Here is a 16,667-nt window from a genome sequence, read left to right on the forward strand (position 1 = left end):
TAATCCATGTACAATAGAATTGTTTTAAAAAATGACAAAGGAGTGTTGAAAATGGCAGTAGAGGTTTATTTGAATTTTAATGGAAATTGTCGAGAGGCAGTTGCGTTTTACGAAGACGTTTTTAATACGGACAAGGCTGACATTATGACGTTTGGAGAGACACCACAAAATCCAGACTATCCATTACCAGAAGAAGCAAAAGATCTTGTCATGCATACACGACTTATTGTATTCGGTAGTAGAATTATGTTCTCAGATACATTTCCAGGCATGCCATTTTCCACAGGGAATAATGTCACATTAGCTGTTGTATCCGATGATGAAGAGCAAATGCGTCAAGCATTTGATAAGCTTAAAGAAGGTGGTAACGTGAGAATGGAGCTTCAAGAAACATTTTGGAGCAAATGTTACGGCTCACTTACAGACAAATTTGGCGTTGAATGGCAATTTAGCCATGAGGTAAATGAATAATTAAATAACAAGATAAAAGCACGATGATAGGGCTAAACCAAGTATCATCGTGCTTTCTTATTTAGTAATTAAAACGATCTACATAGCCTTGTAATTCATCTGCCATATCAAGCAATGTTTTAGCAGAAGAGGCGATTTCCTGCATGGAAGATAATGTTTGTTCCGTTGAAGCGGCAACCTCTTCAGATGCAGCTGCGTTTAGTTTTGCATGATCTGACAGTTCAATAGCAGTAGCGGATACCTCCTCTACAACGGCAGACATTTCTTGTGCTGAAGCTGATATATCCTCCATTTTAGGAGCAATTTCTCGAAGACTTCCAACGATACTTATAAATTTCTTTTTCGTATCCTCGGATAGCTGTAAACCTTCTTGAACGTCTGCAGAAGCTTTCGTCATCGTTTGTACAGATTTAGCTGTATCTTGTTGTATGCCAGTAATCAGAGTAGAAATTTGCTCTGCTGATTGATGAGATTGCTCCGCTAATTTACGTACTTCATCTGCTACAACTGCAAAGCCTTTACCGTGTTCACCTGCTCGTGCTGCTTCAATAGCAGCATTAAGAGCAAGAAGGTTTGTTTGGTCTGAAATAGCGCTAATAATTTCTATAATGGAGCCAATTTCTTTTGTACGATCAAATAGGGATTTAATCATCGTATCGGATTGAGCCACAGAATCATGAATGGATACCATTTGATTAACAGTGTGCTCAACAGATTGACTACCTTCTTCCGCTAATTGGATGGCCTGGCTGGATAGGTCTGAAACTTGTAGGGCACTATCTGCTACCTCTACAACACCTTTTGCAATTTCCTCAATAGAAACAGCATTTTGATCGATTCCTGTTGTTTGTTTTTCCGTACTAATCGCTACCTGTTGCATAGCCTCTGTCACTTGCTCAGATGCAGCGATATTTTGCTCAGCATTCGCTGAAAGACCTTGTGCCGAGGTTTGAACATGTTGTGAGCTTTGATCAACATTGCGGATCAGTCTTTTTAAGCTAACTTTCATTGAGACAAATGCTTCAGCAAGCTGTCCTATTTCATCTTTGGTATGAATATCAATAAACTCTGTCAAATCACCTTCACTAATTTTAAGAGCACTTTGCTGTAGTTGTTTAATTGGGTTAACAATAGATTTAATCATTGAGAGCATAAAGATAATACCAACAATAATAGAAATACCAATAATAAGTAATGTAATAGTAAAGGTTGAGGTAGCAGCGTTAGTAGCCTCTGCAACGAACATTGTACCAATTATCTTCCAGCCTGTGATTTCATTTGTTTCAAAGCGTAAATGACGGTCACCTTCAGTAATAATACCTTCCTGCTTTTCGTAAATTTTTGAAACATAATCTTCCGTTGCCTCTGTGCCGCTTTCCTTATCTTTTTGAGCAATATATAACTTATTATTATCTAACAGAGAGGCAAAGCCCGTTTCTCCAATACGTGTTTGATCTGTCAGTGCACTTAGAAGAGAGATATTTAAATCTAAGGCAATTACGCCAGAATCATCAGGAAGAGCTTGCATAACTGTTACAACGATGTTATTTGTTGATTTTGAGATATATGGAGAAGTGATGGATACATGCCCTTTATTATCAATGGCTTCTATATACCAAGGACGTTTACGAGGATCATAATCACTTGCATAGTCATGGACAGGTTCATCAATGATCCGCCCATCAGCAGTCCCTATATATACTAGCTCCACTTCTGGGTGTGTATTTACATATTCCTGAAAAAGCCCTTTTAATTCAGCTTTTTTATCATCTTGTAAATAAGACTGATTTATTTTCTTGGCAAAATATTCGATATCATGAACTCTAGGAGCAATTGTATTGGTAATATTACTATTAAGCATACGCACACTTTCCTTGGCGCTTGCTTGCTGCTCTTCGAGTATTTGATTTTTGGTACTTTTAAAGGAGGTATACCCGATTAAAAGTGCGGGAATGAGAAGTATGACTAAAAATGCAAAGATGAGTTTCTTTCTTAAACTAATTCGTTTCATATAGTATTCCTCCTTAAACGACATTATTGAAGTGTAATAGAATTAACTACGTGATTGGTTTTTTACACTAGTAGACTCCTAAGTCGTTCAAATGTTTAATCTGATTCTAAGAGGAAAATGAATAATAATCAACACAATTTTCTGAAAAATCTGGAAAATAAAGTTATGCAACGCTATTATTTGTAGAAAAATATCTTATTTTGTAATTTCCTATCTTTTTGGAATAGAAAAAATCTGAGTTCAATACTATCGTGAACTCAGATCTAGCAGTTAAATAATTAATATTTAAAACGATTAACATAACCCTGCAATTCATCCGCCATATCAAGTAGGGTTTTGGCAGACGAAGCCATATCTTGCATAGAAGATAAAGTTTGTTCCGTGGAAGCAGCAACTTCTTCTGTAGCAGCAGCATTTAATTTTGCGTGATCGGAAAGTTCAATAGCAGTCGCTGAAACTTCTTCTACAACGGCAGACATTTCTTGAGCAGATGCTGAAATATCCTCCATTTTCGGCGCGATGTTTCGAAGACTTTCGATAATGCTCGCGAATTTTCTACTTGTTTCTTCTGTCAATTGTAAGCCCTCTTGAACATCTGTCGACGCTTTGACCATTGTCTCTACAGATTTTGCCGTATCTTGCTGAATAGTAGTTATAAGCGCAGAAATTTGCTCTGCTGATTGATGAGATTGCTCTGCTAATTTGCGTACTTCATCTGCCACTACCGCGAAGCCTTTGCCATGTTCTCCTGCTCTAGCAGCTTCTATAGCTGCATTAAGCGCTAGTAAATTCGTTTGATCTGATATAGCACTAATCATTTCTAAAATGGAACCAATTTCTTTCGTGCGATCATACAGTGCTTTAATCATTGTATCTGATTGAGTTACAGAATTATGGATAGAATTCATTTGCTGTACCGTTTGTTTGACAGATTGTCCACCTTCTTCTGCCAATTGGATAGCATGACTAGATAGGTCAGAAACCTGCATGGAACTGTCTGCCACTTCAACAACGCCTTTAGCAATTTCTTCAACTGAAATGGCATTCTGATCAATACCTGTTGTTTGTTTTTCTGTACTAATTGCCATTTGGTGCATTGCATCGGCAACTTGCTCTGAAGCAGCGATGTTTTGTTCTGCATTAGCAGATAAATTTTGAGCGGCTGTTTGGACATGTTGTGAGCTTTGATCAACATTACGAATTAATTTTTTTAAGCTCACCTTCATAGAGATAAAGGCTTCTCCAAGCTGACCTATTTCATCTTTAGAATGGATTTCAATAAACTCCGTTAAATTACCGTCACTAATTTTTAATGCGCTTTGCTTCAATTGATTAATTGGGTTAACAATAGACTTTATCATAAAGAGCATGAAAATAACGCCAACGAGAATGGAAACAATAATGATAATTAAATTTATATTCAATGTGGATGCTGCAGCTTTTGCAGCTTCCGCAGTAAACATTGTACCAATTACTTTCCAACCCGTTAACTCATTCGTAACAAATTGTAAGTGACGGTCTTTTTCAATGATAGTACCGCTTTCCTGCTCATAAATTTTTGTTATGTAGCTTTCCGTTGCCTCTGTACCACTTTCTTTATCTGGCTGAGCAATGTAAATTTTATTGTTATCTAAAAGAGAAGCGAAGCCCGTTTCTCCAATACGAATATTATTCGTAATGTCACTTAATGTAGAAATATTTAGATCTAATCCTAATACGCCAGAACCATCCGGTAATGCCTGAGTAATTGTGATGACAATGTCACCTGTAGATTGTGTAACATATGGTGCAGTAATTGAGGTCTTCCCATTATTAGCTAAAGCCTGCTTATACCAAGGTCTTGTCCGAGGGTCGAAGCCATCAGGATACTCTTGAACAGGCTGATCAAACAGTTTGCCTTCAGCAGTTCCAATATATATCAGATCTACTTCAGGGTGCATGTTGACATATTCACTTAATAATGACTTCAGTTCTAAAATGCTCTCATCTTGAAAGTAAGTTTCACTAAATTTCTGTGAAAAATATTGTACATCTTTCAATTTAGGTTCAATCATGTTTGTAATATTGGAATTTAGAATGCGTACACTTTCAGTCGCACTTGCGCGTTGCTCCTCTGAAATTTGCTGTTCAGCACTTTGGTAAGATACTATTCCAATCAAGAGTGTTGGGATGAGAAGCATGGCTAAAAACGAAAAAATAAGCTTTTTTCTTAAACTTAGTTGTTTCAATTGTATTATCCTCACATAATATTTTATTCTATACTTTTCCCTTAAAGGTAAATAATACTCATTCTATCAGAAATAAAATAAAAGTTAAGTACTTTGAATTAATTATTTCATAGTAATGTATATCATTATCAATTGTTTGAAATTTCCCTAAATTGATGGCGTTAGAAGCTATATAAAGCTGCTTTTTGATGTATACTAATGCTCAAAAGAGGAGGGAATGAAGTCATGATTCATCAAATAGGACAAGTAATGTTATATGTTAATGATCAAGATGCAATTGTTAAGTTTTGGACAGAAAAAGTGGGGTTTGTGGTCATTTCTGAACATGAAGAAGCAGGCATGCGCTGGATTGAAATTGCACCAACTAAGGAAGCTCAAACATCCTTTGTGCTTCATAACAAAGAAATTATTGCTAAAATGCAACCTGATCTAAATTTAGGAACACCTTCTATTATGTTTTACGCTGATAAAATTGAAGAGATGTACCAAGATTTTCAGGCAAAGGGCGTAAAAGTAGGAGATCTAGTCATGATGCCAATGGGTAGGGTTTTTAACTTTGCTGACCCTGAAAATAACTACTTTGCCTTGGTTGAAAAGAAAAAATAAATAACGGAATCTGCTTGTTTTTTGTTAGAGTTAAGTAAAAATGAGCAGATTCCTGTTTTAGATTATTTAATAGCTAGATTTGTCGTCTATGATAAATCCTCACCAAAAATACCAACCGTTTGCCGATCTATTACAAATTCATGGCCATTCCATTTTAAAATATTTTCTACATAGCCTAATCCATCAGCATGATATCTACCTGCAATTTCTTGATATCCTAAAATTTCATACGTTCCATCTCGGTCGTAATCAACAGGATATAGTCCTCCAAAAGGATCTACCCAGCCTTCAATCGGTTGCTTCAAGGTGCCATCTGGATTATAAATTTCAGCTAAGTAGTCGGTTCCCTTATACTGTAAATCAATTGTGTATTTAATAGCAGGATTAAAACTCTGAACAACAGCCTTATAATGATCTACATAATTGACCTTATATTTAAGTTTATTATTAAAAGACTCTGCATCAAAGATGGAACGAACTTGATTGTTGATGGAGGAAAAAATCTCACCATTTACAATTCCGCCGCTACCTCCTGTATCAGACACAACCAGAATATCCTCAATATGATTACCAGTAAAATCGCCCAAGAAAATAGTCGGATTATAGCCCATATTTTGTTTCAATGGAAGTTGCTCCATTTGTCTTGTTTGACCATAAAAAATAGACAGTGTTAGATTTCTCCAGAAAGGACTATCAGGCTGTTTAGTGCCCATTAAAAAAATGGTTTCAAAAAAACCATCCCCGTTAATATCTCCAAACTTAGTTTGAATAACTTGTGGAGCCGAATGGGTTATGATTCCACCGTTTAGTGGCGAATTTAAATTATTGGTCATATATGCACCTCTTTCATTAGTCTTAGCATATGTTGTAAGAAAAGCTTGGTGCATAAATCAAAGGTAAAAGTTGAAACTTTGTAATACATATTAAACTTACAAAAAAACTTGAATTTCACCCATTGACATTTTCTAATGCGAAAAGTATTATAAGTGTCAACGAATCAGAAAATTCAGTACCAAATAGTATCTCACTACATTCATGTAGCAAGAGATTTTTTTTCATTATCAATCCTTAGTAAATTTATACGATTTATATATATTGGGAAGAAGGAGATTCATTTGAAGAATTTATTTGTAAAGACAGAGCGACAACGATATTGGCTAGATCAACTAGCTGCTATAGCTGAGCCAATCAAGGCAGAGGCTGTTGAGGTAGATGAGCAATCTCGTTTTCCGTTCGAAGCTCATCGATTACTTTTACAAATTGGCTATCCTCAACTTACTTTACCGAAACAATATGGCGGAGAAGGGTTATCTGTTTATGATATGGTGCTTGTACAAGAGACGCTAGCAAGCTATGACGAAAATGCCTCTCTTTCCCTTGGATGGACATTAGGTGTTGTTGGGGAAATTTATGAAACTAACCTATGGACTGATGATCTATTAATAGCTTTTTCTGAAGAAATAAAGAGAGGGGCCATGATTAATAGAGCTGTTAGTGAGGCTGCAACAGGTAGCCCAACGCGAGGAGGGCGGCCAGGGACAAATGCCATTTCTACTAAAGGTAGCTGGCTAATAAATGGGCGCAAGATTTTTACGACTGCATCTCCAGTGCTCGATTATTTCCTTACCTCCGCTTGGATTGAAGAAAAGCAGCAAGTTGGCTTCTTCCTCATTCATAAGGATGCAGCAGGTCTATCCATTGAGGAGAATTGGGAGATGTCTGCAATGCGAGGCACAAGCAGCCACGACCTTGTGTTAAAGGATGTGCTTGTTGCAACAGAGTATTTAGTAGAGTTACCAAGTCATCCGAGTGGTGGCAAAATAAATGGCTGGATACTCCATATCCCAGCAACTTACTTAGGTATTGCACAAGCAGCCCGTGATTATGCTATTCATTTTGCTAATCACCATCAACCGAATAGCCTGAATGCGCCAATTAGTACGTTGCCAAACGTACAACAGCTTTTAGGGGATATTGAATTAAAGCTCCATCAAGCACGTTTTGTCTTATACGGAGTGGCTGAGGCTTACGATGATCCTGCTAGACGTGGACTAATAACAAATGAAATGGCTGTTGCTAAACACACAGTAACAAACATGGCAATAGATATAGTCGATAAAGCGATGCGTGTAGTAGGGGCGAAAAGCTTACAACTATCCAATCCATTACAGCGTTATTACCGCAATGTTCGTGCAGGGCTTCATAATCCACCGATGGATGATATGACGATAATTAAATTAGCGACTGCCGCTATTGAACAGCAGAAATTATATGAAAATCAATCATTAAATCACGTGAAAAATAAGGAGAAATGACATATGAAGAAGAATAAGATATTTCAATTTGCTGCAATTGGTTTGGCCTCTATAGCATTATTAGCAGGTTGTAATTCAGGAGAATCAGCAGATAAAGAATCAGGTGATGGTGAAAAGGTACGTACAGTAAAAGTAGCCTACGATCAAGCCTCAAAGCCTATTAGTTACATCGACGATAATGGAAATCCAACTGGTTATGATGTAGAAGTAATGAAATTAGTAGATGAATTGCTACCTGACTATCAATTTGAGTATGTAGGTACAACAAGTGATGATTTATTAATTGGTGTGGAGCAAGGGAAATATCAAGTAGGGGTTAAAAACGCATTCTTTACTCAGGAACGAACAGAGAAATTTATTTTCCCGAAGGAATTCTTAGGTTTAAGTAGCGCAGGTTTAGTTTTGCGTAAAGAGGATGAAGGCGTGAAAACATTAGCGGATTTTGCGAAAAAGGGCTATTCTTTAGCACCGATTGCTGCAAATAATGCTCAATATACAATTATCGATGAGTATAATACGGCAAATCCAGATAATAAAGTAAAACTTGAGGCCGGTGACGCCTTTACTGTCGATGTAGTGCAGTGGGTAAATGAGGGCCGTGTTGATGGTGGTGTCATGATTGAAGGCCCATTTAAACAACAAGTACTTGCAGAAGATGGACCATATTATAACCTAAAAGATGACGTTGTCTATAACGAATTTGCTGTTATAAAAACATGGCCACTGTTCAATAAAAAAGAGCAGGAATTTGCTGACGCTTATGATAAAGCAATAGCACAGGTTAAAGAACAAAAGAAAACAAATGAATTAAGTACAAAATTCTATGGCCGTGATTTATTTGAAGTACTGGAAAACGTAAATCGTTAGTTTAAAACGGAACGAATAGTAAGGCTGTTGAGTCAGTAATGCTCAGCAGTCTTTATTCATAAAAACAAAAGTTGGTGAGGAAATGGATAAATATTTTGACGCAACCTACATTTGGAACGCAATCCCAGTGTTATTGCCATTTTTAAAAATTACGTTCTTAGTTGCAGGGTCCTCCATTATCTTAGGTACCCTATTCGGCTTATTGCTGGCGGCTGCTAAGCTATCTTCAGTCAAGTGGCTAACTAAATTCGCCAATCTGTATACAACGATTATGCGTTGTACACCCTCCATTGTTTTGTTATTTCTTGTCTACTATGGTGTCCCAGCATTAGCGGAAAATGTTGGTCTTAATCTCCATTCAATTGAAACGGCCATATTTGTTGTTGTAACATTCACCTTACAATTCACGGCAATAATGTCTGAGGTGATACGGTCTGCCTACTTAGCCATTCCAAAAGGGCAGTTTGAAGCAGCCGTTAGTGTCGGGTTAACACCATTCCAAGCCTACCGTCGAATTATTTTTCCGCAGGCGCTGGTCGTCGCTTTACCGAACTTTGGCAATGGCATGATTGCTTTATTACAGGAAGGTGCACTCGCTTATACAATTGGTCTAATTGATATTGTAGGTAAGGCAAATCTAATTATTGCAAGTAACATCAATGCTCATGCCTTAGAAATTTATATTGCATTGGCTATTATCTATTGGGTGTTATCTATTATTATAGAGAAAATATTTACTATATTAGAAAAGGTATTTGGCAAGGGTAAGAAGACCCTAGAAACAACTTAAGGAGGCGTGAGGGTGAATTATCAATTTTTACTTGAAACATTTTTCGTAGCTTTGTCTGGTGTTCCTATAGCGCTCCTAGTCACAGTTGTTGCTTTGGTGATAGCTTTGCCACTAGGTTTTTTGTTAGCACTAACTAGGATCAATAAAATTCCAGTTATTCATCACCTCGCGAAGATTTATGTTTCTTTTGTTCGAGGAACGCCGATTATTATACAAATTTTTATTATCTATAGCAGTATACCTTTAATGTTAAAAATTATTTTTGAAAAATATCATATTGCGTATGATATTTATAAAATCAATCCAATTTGGTATGCGTTTATTGTATTTGCATTCAGCTCAACAGCCATTTTGATTGAGGTCTTTCGATCGGCGTTAAGTACCATTGAAAAGGGGCAACTAGAGGCTGCACACTCAGTAGGTTTGTCAACATTCCAAGCATATACTCGCATCATCATTCCACAGGCATTAGTAGTGGCATTGCCGAATATTTGCACAGCTACAGTTAATCTTATTAAAGCTACATCGCTAGGCTACGCAATGTCGCTTCCTGAAATTACACTGAAGGCAAAAGTAGCGGCAAACGTTGGCTACAATTATGTAGAGGCCTATTTGGATATCTTTATTGTGTACTTAATTTTATGTAGTACGGTTGAATACTTGTTTAAGCGTTATGAGAAATATTTAAGCAAATACAAAATGGCAAATGTCTAAGGGGTGAATTAGCATGTTAGAAATTAAAAATATTCATAAATCATTTGGTGGCAATGAAATCTTAAAGGGTGTTGATTTAGCCATTGATAAAGGGGACGTTGTTGTTATTTTAGGTCCCAGTGGTTCAGGAAAAACAACATTATTGCGTTGTATCAATTTTTTAGAGAAGGCTGATCAAGGCCATGCGACATTTGGAGATATTCAGGTTGATTTTCAACATGTAAAGAAAAAAGACGTGCATGCAATTCGCCAGCGTGTCGCATTTGTCTTTCAAAACTATAATCTATTCACTAATAAAACAGCATTAGAAAATGTAACGGAAGGATTAATCATTGGACGTAAAATTCCTAAAGCACAGGCTGTGGAAATTGGTAAAAAGGCACTTGATAAAGTAGGTTTATCAGACAAATATGATGCCTATCCAAGTCAGTTGTCAGGAGGTCAACAGCAACGTGTTGGTATTGCACGAGCAGTAGCTTTGAATCCTGATATTATTTTATTTGATGAACCAACGTCCGCACTTGACCCTGAATTGGTAGGTGAGGTTCTACAGGTCATGAAAAATATTGCAGCGGAGGGTACAACAATGCTTGTAGTAACACACGAAATGGGCTTTGCCAAAGATGTTGCCAATCGCGTAATTTTCATGGATGGAGGAGTAGTTGTAGAGGAAGGTAGCCCTCATGATATTTTCGTCAGCCCAAAAGAGGAGCGAACGAAGAAATTTTTAAAACGTGTTATTCCAGAAGACTATACGTTCTATATATAAAACAGCAAGGTAACAGGAGAATCTGTAAATAACAGATTCTCCTGTTACCTATTATTGAAGGAAATACGTTAATTTGTTGATGGAGTAAATGTGAAGCTCATGCATAGCTCTCGTACACGCCGTATAGAAATAGTACCGCTCGCTTTCTCTTGAGTAATTAGCGGCAGATGCATTATAGATGATTACCGCATCAAATTCGATGCCTTTCGCCATGTAAGCTGGAAGTAATAAAATACCCTTCTTAAACTGCTTTGAATTATGGTTGATTAATTGAATATCTACTCGATTGTTTAATTGCTTATAAACGGCAGAGCATTCGGCTGCGGTTTTACAGATGACAGCAATTGTTTCGAATTCAATAGATAAATGGTCGATATTTTGAATAATTTGATCCATTAATTCCAATTCATTTGGCACAATAGTAATCGATGGTTCAGGGCCATTTCGGTTAAATGCTTCTACTTCACTACCATCATTCAATATTTTGGCAGTGAGTTGTATGATTTGCTTTGTCGAACGATAGCTTTTGGTTAATATCATTTTTTCTGCCTGCTCACCATATAATTGAGTGTCGAGTAGAGAAGGATTATTAAAGGTATGTGGATGAATCGTTTGGTGGCCATCACCTAAAATGGTCATACGTGCTTTTGGGAATAACTGCTGTAATACAGTAAGTTGAAATGGCGAATAATCCTGTGCTTCATCTATTAACACATGACGGATCATCCTATTGGTCTGTTGTCCTTCAATTTTGTCCTGTAAATATAAAAATGGTGCAGTATCCTCATAGGCAATCAAACGCTTTGCTAAATTAGGGAGTGTTTGTAGACAAATGTCCTCCCAATTGTCTGGCATAAGGTGTTGTAAATCCCTGTTAATAGAACTATTCAAATCAAAGAGCTGTCGATATGTACCCAACATATGGACAAACTTTAACTTGTTAACAGAGTTACGTAATGGTTTAAAGTGTTTTTTGACAATTTGTCTCGCTAATTTAAAGCGTTCTTGATCAAAATCGTCAAATGAGTTTTCAGTATAGCGACCCTCATATAAAAGTTCACTATAAGATTTGGAGTAATCTTCTTTATCTAATAACTCAGTAGCTTCTTCTACCCATTCCTTTGTACGCTCAGCCTTTTCCAATTTCGTTAGTTGCTGCAATAACCATTCTTTTACTAATTGTAGGCGATCTGGTATCGACATAGTAGAAGGGAAAGAATAGAAGTATTCGGTAATTTCCTGTGTAGTAATAATCCGCTCTCCACGAAAAACGATATTTTTAAATAACAAGCCTTTATCGGATAAATAACTCGCATATTGATCGATTATATGTTTATAAGCGAGACTTGCTTTAAAAGAAATGATGCTTAATTTTGTTTGATACTGAGCATCATCCTTTTCTGTTAACAGTTCTTCAAGCTGCTCATAAGGATACTCTAATTGAAACTGTTTACCTAATCGTTTTTCAGCATATTCTATAAACGTTAACTGCTGCATATTGTCTTCCCCTAAATCAGGTAAGACAGAATGAACATATTGATTAAAAAGTTGGTTAGGTGTAATTAGCAGAATTTGATCGGCAGTCATTTCATCACGATAACGATAAAGTAGATAAGCTACCCGCTGTAAGGCTACAGCTGTTTTGCCACTACCTGCCACGCCTTCAACAATAAGATAGCGTGAATTTACATGGCGAATAATTTTATTTTGCTCTGCTTGGATTGTCGCAACAATACTACGAATATGCTCATTTGCATTTTGCGCAAGGATATCGAGCAGTAGGTCATCACCAATTGTAACGCCCGTATTAAACATGGATTGTAGTTGACCATTTTTAATAATAAATTGCCGTTTTAACAGCATTTCTCCATGAATTTCTTCACCTAATGTTTCGTAGGATGCATCACCAGGTGTGTAGTCATAATACATACTCGATATAGGCGCTCGCCAATCAAAAATGATGATATTTTCATCCTGTTCATCCAATAATGTGGCTACACCAATATAAATTTTTAAAGGGTCTTGTTGACCATCTTGTACAAAGTCAATACGAGCAAAATAGGGTGACTGTTGTAAACGTTCATATACCTTTACATTACGAATTGCCCGTTCCTGTGCTAGCTCTGAGTCAGATAAAAGCTCTGCCTGCTGCTTAATTGCAAAAAAGGTTTCGTCTACATCCTCAGCGGTATCTAGATTGACTCTCACATCGTTCCAAAAGGATTTCTTTAAGGCAACAGCATTTTCTTTAAAACCTTTTTCTTTATGCTCTAACTCTTTTATTTTATGAACAATAATGTTTAAAGAATCCTCAAGGTGATGCTTTTCTTCTAGCCATTCTTTTTGATTTTCCAACGTTTACTCACATTCCTCTCCATAGTTATTTGCTTCCTTTGACAGTAACCCTCACCTCAATAGATGGTGAGAAGAGGGTAATTGTGCTGCTTTTTTAACTGTTTGTCCAACCACAAATTTGAATATAGTGAAAGTATCCAAATGCAGATGATATGGGGGGATTGAAGCAGGAAATTTATCATACATCTACTTCGGAAAGAAGTATAGTCTAGAAATTATTGTAAATTTATGATACAATAAATGTGTAAGGTAATAAGATATTGATAAACAGAGACAGCTCTACAAAAAGGTGGAGCCGTCTTTTTTATATGTAATATTGCTTCATATTATGACTGATTATCATAAATTGTTATTAAAAATAATGGATGAAATGCTATTGAGACACTAAAGAATGTGGCATGCCATACGATAAAGAAACTTGAAGGGAGGTGAAAAGAATGAAGGTAATCTTTACAGTGGGGTTGCCTGGTAGTGGGAAAAGTACATTTGTGAAACAGTTAGCTAAAAATGAAAATGCAATTGTCCTATCAAGCGACGCTATACGTCAGGAGTTATTTGGGGATTCAACAAGGCAAAAATCACGTATAGTCTTTCGTACATTATATGAACGTCTTAATGACTTAGTGGCAAAAGGGTTTTCTGTCATTGTGGATGCAACCAATATTGAACGAGAGCGCAGGATGTTTGCACTTCGTAAAATACCAAGTAATGTGCAGAAGGTATGTTATTACTTTGATACACCTTATTCAATCTGTGTAGCTAGAAACCAGCAAAGGAAAAGACATGTACCATTAATCGTGATGGAAAAAATGAGAAAGCATTTAGAGTTCCCGACAGTAGGAGAAGGGTTTAATGAATTGCATATTATTCATGAATCAAGTCCCTATGATCTTTCTCGACAACAATTTGTTTCACTCATACAAGGCCACCCCACCTATGAAGAGCTTTTTCAAACACTTCAAGCAGTCCCACTTTTCAAAGAAATTTATCAATTCGATCAAGAAAACCCATTCCATCAATTTTTACTATGTCAGCATACGTATTTTGTGTACGCGTATATCAATGAGTACTACTTAGAAAGCGATAAACTAGCTCTACAAATAGCTGCATTGTTTCATGATGTCGGTAAACCAGCTTGTAAAAAATATAAACCTTTGCAACAGCGTTATGGTTATTTTGGGCATGAAAATGTCTCGGCTCAACTGGTTTGCCATTTTCTATTAGAGTTGGGCTTTGAAAAGGAATTTGTATTAAAGGTTGTTCATTTAGTGCAATTTCATATGTTAATCCAGTATGGGGGAGATAGAGGTGGAAGCCAAATTTATCATTTATTAGATGGTGATTTATTAACAAGGCTTTATTTTTTCCGTGAGGCAGATCAATTTGCCAAGTAAACTTTAGGAAAGAAAGGTGAAAATATGACGAAATTAATGAAATACCCAAGAAGTTTTCATTTACCATGGAGCAGGGGTTATACCGATGATGATAAAGTTGCTAGAAATGTGAATCATTTTATTGGAAAGGAGGTTGTTGTCACTGAAAAGTTAGATGGAGAAGGGACAACACTTTACAGAGACTATATGCATGCTAGAAGTATTCATTCAGCCAACCATCCTTCTAGACATTGGGTAAAAACATTTCACGCGAACTTTGCGTATCGGATTCCAAAGGACTGGCGCTTATGTGGTGAAAATGTTTATGCCAAGCATTCTATTTATTATCAAGGATTAACAAGCTATTTCTATTTGTTTAGCATTTGGAATGAAGAAAATATTTGTTTGAGCTGGGATGAAACCGTGGCCTTTGCAGCAGAGTTAGGTATAGAAACAGTGCCCGTTTTATATCGAGGGATTTTTGACGAAGAACAGATAAAACGTACATTCACTGGAAAATCATTCTTTGAAGGGGAACAAGAGGGGTATGTCATTAGAAATACTAGCTCATTCCATTACGAAGATTTCCGCTATAATTTAGGGAAATTTGTGAGACCGCAACATGTTCAAACAAGTGAGCATTGGCTACAAGAAGAAATTATTCCAAATAAATTAAAATCCTAACCAATTAAGAAGAGAAGGGACTGAGCACAATGTAATACTATAGCAAGCATTCAATAATCATCTATTACGAGGTAGGTGCAAGGAGTGCATATCCCTTTCCAATGGGAGTACGGGTTCGATTCCTGTTATCCTCGCCATAAAAAAATGAACTCTCTTCATTAGGACGAGAGTTCATTTTTGTTTGTTTATTTAGTGTAATTATCGAAGTAGCCTTGAATGTAAATCATTGGTGTTCCTTTGTCACCCGAACCAGATGTAAGGTCAGATAGGGAACCGATAAGGTCTGTTAAACGACGCGGTGTTGTTCCTTGTGCAGCCATTTGACCTGTTAAATCTTCATCTTTATTTTGGATGTATTCAGAAATAGCAGCCTTTAGTTCTTCGCCTCGAAGGTCTGCAAAATCATTGTCCGCTAAATATTTTAATTTAACCTCGTTCGGTGTTCCATGTAATCCAGCGGTGAATGCTGGGGATACAACAGGATCTGCAAGCTCCCAAATTTTACCCACAGGATCTTTGAATGCGCCGTCACCATAAATCATAACTTCTACTGTTTTTCCTGTAGCTTCTTTAATTTTTGCTTGGATTCCATCAACAATCGGTTGGCAAGTATGTGGGAATAATTTAACACTATCCTCTGTTGCTTTGTTCGAGCCAAGTAGACCATACTCAGCATTGAAACCAGAGCCATTAATTGATTCAGCTAAAATATTATCAAGGCTGTAAACTTTTTCTGCACCGTTCGCTGTTAGAATACGTTTTGTGCGGAAGCGTGAATGAATATCACATGTTAAGATACTCTTTGTGTAATTTAAAATTGTTTTTGGATTATTTGAGAAGATGACCTCACACGTAGCCCCTTCTGCTTCGATTAACTCTTTATAGTATTCAATATAATCTACACCAGTAAATGTGTGTTTTTTATAGCCAAAATGCTCGCGGAATTCAACCTCATTGAGCGTATCCGTCCATGGGTTAATGCCTTTTACATCGAGCTCATCAATATCTACAAGATGATTACCCACTTCATCAGATGGGTAGCTTAGCATTAATACTACCTTTTTTACACCTTTAGCGATGCCTCGTAAACAATTGGCGAAGCGGTTTCGACTTAAGATGGGGAAAATAACGCCTACCGTATCATCTCCAAACTTAGCAGCTACATCTATGGCAATATCATCAATCGTAGCATAGTTTCCTTGTGCACGTGCCACGACAGATTCAGTTACTGTCACAATATCACGATCCTCTATTGTATATCCTTCAATATGTGCAGCATTTAACACTGTATCTACAACAATTTGTTCAATATTATCGCCTTCATTAATAATAGGACCACGAAGACCTCTTACAACTGTACCGATTACACGTTCCAATTTAATCTCTCCTCATTCTATCTAGCGTAAAGTGATATAAAAACCATATGATTTTACTATAAGGCTCGTTAATGATATAAGTAAAATTAATAGTTCATATAATAGCTA

The 16,667-nt window shown here is 36.7% G+C and carries 14 protein-coding genes; 9 read left to right on the plus strand and 5 right to left on the minus strand.

Features of this window, described 5'->3' with window-relative positions; genetic code table 11:
- Nucleotides 1–51: 51 nt before the first annotated feature.
- A complete protein-coding gene (locus C7B89_RS04795) occupies nt 52–471 on the plus strand; it encodes a VOC family protein (protein ID WP_115673243.1) in 420 nt (139 codons plus the stop codon).
- A 61-nt stretch (nt 472–532) separates the two neighbouring features.
- Here the strand turns inward: C7B89_RS04795 and C7B89_RS04800 are convergent, their stop codons facing one another.
- Both C7B89_RS04800 and C7B89_RS04805 read right to left on the minus strand, forming a co-directional pair.
- A complete protein-coding gene (locus C7B89_RS04800) occupies nt 533–2,482 on the minus strand; it encodes a methyl-accepting chemotaxis protein (protein WP_115673244.1) in 1,950 nt (649 codons plus the stop codon).
- Nucleotides 2,483–2,760: 278 nt separating this feature from the next.
- Nucleotides 2,761–4,710 carry a methyl-accepting chemotaxis protein gene (locus tag C7B89_RS04805; RefSeq protein WP_054548513.1) on the minus strand — a complete coding sequence of 650 codons (1,950 nt, stop codon included), beginning with the start codon at nt 4,708–4,710 and terminating at the stop codon, nt 2,761–2,763.
- Nucleotides 4,711–4,935: 225 nt separating this feature from the next.
- Between C7B89_RS04805 and C7B89_RS04810 the strand changes: the two genes are divergently transcribed.
- Nucleotides 4,936–5,316, plus strand: a complete 381-nt coding sequence (locus C7B89_RS04810) for a VOC family protein (RefSeq protein ID WP_115673245.1) — start codon at nt 4,936–4,938, stop codon at nt 5,314–5,316.
- An 86-nt stretch (nt 5,317–5,402) separates the two neighbouring features.
- Here the strand turns inward: C7B89_RS04810 and C7B89_RS04815 are convergent, their stop codons facing one another.
- Nucleotides 5,403–6,149: a hypothetical protein gene (locus tag C7B89_RS04815; protein WP_048395475.1), complete on the minus strand. Its 747-nt coding sequence runs from the start codon at nt 6,147–6,149 to the stop codon at nt 5,403–5,405.
- Nucleotides 6,150–6,431: 282 nt separating this feature from the next.
- Between C7B89_RS04815 and C7B89_RS04820 the strand changes: the two genes are divergently transcribed.
- From C7B89_RS04820 to C7B89_RS04840, 5 genes are all read left to right on the plus strand, one after another.
- Nucleotides 6,432–7,631 (plus strand): acyl-CoA dehydrogenase family protein, encoded by a 1,200-nt coding sequence (locus tag C7B89_RS04820; protein ID WP_115673246.1) that lies wholly within the window; start codon nt 6,432–6,434, stop codon nt 7,629–7,631.
- 3 nt (nt 7,632–7,634) lie between these two features.
- Nucleotides 7,635–8,498, plus strand: a complete 864-nt coding sequence (locus C7B89_RS04825; protein WP_115673247.1) for a transporter substrate-binding domain-containing protein — start codon at nt 7,635–7,637, stop codon at nt 8,496–8,498.
- 82 nt (nt 8,499–8,580) lie between these two features.
- A complete protein-coding gene (locus C7B89_RS04830; protein ID WP_048395479.1) occupies nt 8,581–9,288 on the plus strand; it encodes an amino acid ABC transporter permease in 708 nt (235 codons plus the stop codon).
- A gap of 12 nt (nt 9,289–9,300) precedes the next feature.
- Nucleotides 9,301–10,002 (plus strand): amino acid ABC transporter permease, encoded by a 702-nt coding sequence (locus C7B89_RS04835; protein WP_004233514.1) that lies wholly within the window; start codon nt 9,301–9,303, stop codon nt 10,000–10,002.
- A gap of 13 nt (nt 10,003–10,015) precedes the next feature.
- Nucleotides 10,016–10,771, plus strand: a complete 756-nt coding sequence (locus tag C7B89_RS04840) for an amino acid ABC transporter ATP-binding protein (RefSeq protein WP_048395482.1) — start codon at nt 10,016–10,018, stop codon at nt 10,769–10,771.
- Between the two features lie 51 nt (nt 10,772–10,822).
- Here C7B89_RS04840 and helD read toward each other — a convergent pair whose 3' ends face one another.
- Complete coding sequence (gene helD, locus C7B89_RS04845) at nt 10,823–13,126, minus strand: RNA polymerase recycling motor HelD (RefSeq protein ID WP_115673248.1); 2,304 nt, start codon at nt 13,124–13,126, stop codon at nt 10,823–10,825.
- A 437-nt stretch (nt 13,127–13,563) separates the two neighbouring features.
- On the opposite strand from helD, the gene C7B89_RS04850 reads away from it, so the two are divergent.
- Both C7B89_RS04850 and C7B89_RS04855 read left to right on the plus strand, forming a co-directional pair.
- Nucleotides 13,564–14,520 carry an AAA family ATPase gene (locus tag C7B89_RS04850; RefSeq protein ID WP_054548519.1) on the plus strand — a complete coding sequence of 319 codons (957 nt, stop codon included), beginning with the start codon at nt 13,564–13,566 and terminating at the stop codon, nt 14,518–14,520.
- 24 nt (nt 14,521–14,544) lie between these two features.
- Complete coding sequence (locus C7B89_RS04855) at nt 14,545–15,183, plus strand: RNA ligase family protein (RefSeq protein ID WP_048395489.1); 639 nt, start codon at nt 14,545–14,547, stop codon at nt 15,181–15,183.
- 185 nt (nt 15,184–15,368) lie between these two features.
- Here the strand turns inward: C7B89_RS04855 and C7B89_RS04860 are convergent, their stop codons facing one another.
- Nucleotides 15,369–16,559, minus strand: coding sequence for a coenzyme F420-0:L-glutamate ligase (locus C7B89_RS04860; RefSeq protein WP_054548521.1), 1,191 nt, complete (start codon nt 16,557–16,559; stop codon nt 15,369–15,371).
- Nucleotides 16,560–16,667: the final 108 nt, after the last annotated feature.

Source organism: Lysinibacillus capsici (assembly GCF_003367505.1).
In the GTDB taxonomy this organism is placed as follows: domain Bacteria; phylum Bacillota; class Bacilli; order Bacillales_A; family Planococcaceae; genus Lysinibacillus; species Lysinibacillus capsici.

Bases quoted from the DNA above. Each gene is read 5' to 3' on its own strand.
- C7B89_RS04855 (WP_048395489.1), top strand. From the start codon at position 14,545: ATGACGAAATTAATGAAATACCCAAGAAGTTTTCATTTACCATGGAGC.
- C7B89_RS04815 (WP_048395475.1), bottom strand. From the start codon at position 6,149: ATGACCAATAATTTAAATTCGCCACTAAACGGTGGAATCATAACCCAT.
- C7B89_RS04830 (WP_048395479.1), top strand. From the start codon at position 8,581: ATGGATAAATATTTTGACGCAACCTACATTTGGAACGCAATCCCAGTG.
- C7B89_RS04840 (WP_048395482.1), top strand. From the start codon at position 10,016: ATGTTAGAAATTAAAAATATTCATAAATCATTTGGTGGCAATGAAATC.
- C7B89_RS04810 (WP_115673245.1), top strand. From the start codon at position 4,936: ATGATTCATCAAATAGGACAAGTAATGTTATATGTTAATGATCAAGAT.
- C7B89_RS04800 (WP_115673244.1), bottom strand. From the start codon at position 2,482: ATGAAACGAATTAGTTTAAGAAAGAAACTCATCTTTGCATTTTTAGTC.
- C7B89_RS04825 (WP_115673247.1), top strand. From the start codon at position 7,635: ATGAAGAAGAATAAGATATTTCAATTTGCTGCAATTGGTTTGGCCTCT.
- C7B89_RS04795 (WP_115673243.1), top strand. From the start codon at position 52: ATGGCAGTAGAGGTTTATTTGAATTTTAATGGAAATTGTCGAGAGGCA.
- C7B89_RS04850 (WP_054548519.1), top strand. From the start codon at position 13,564: ATGAAGGTAATCTTTACAGTGGGGTTGCCTGGTAGTGGGAAAAGTACA.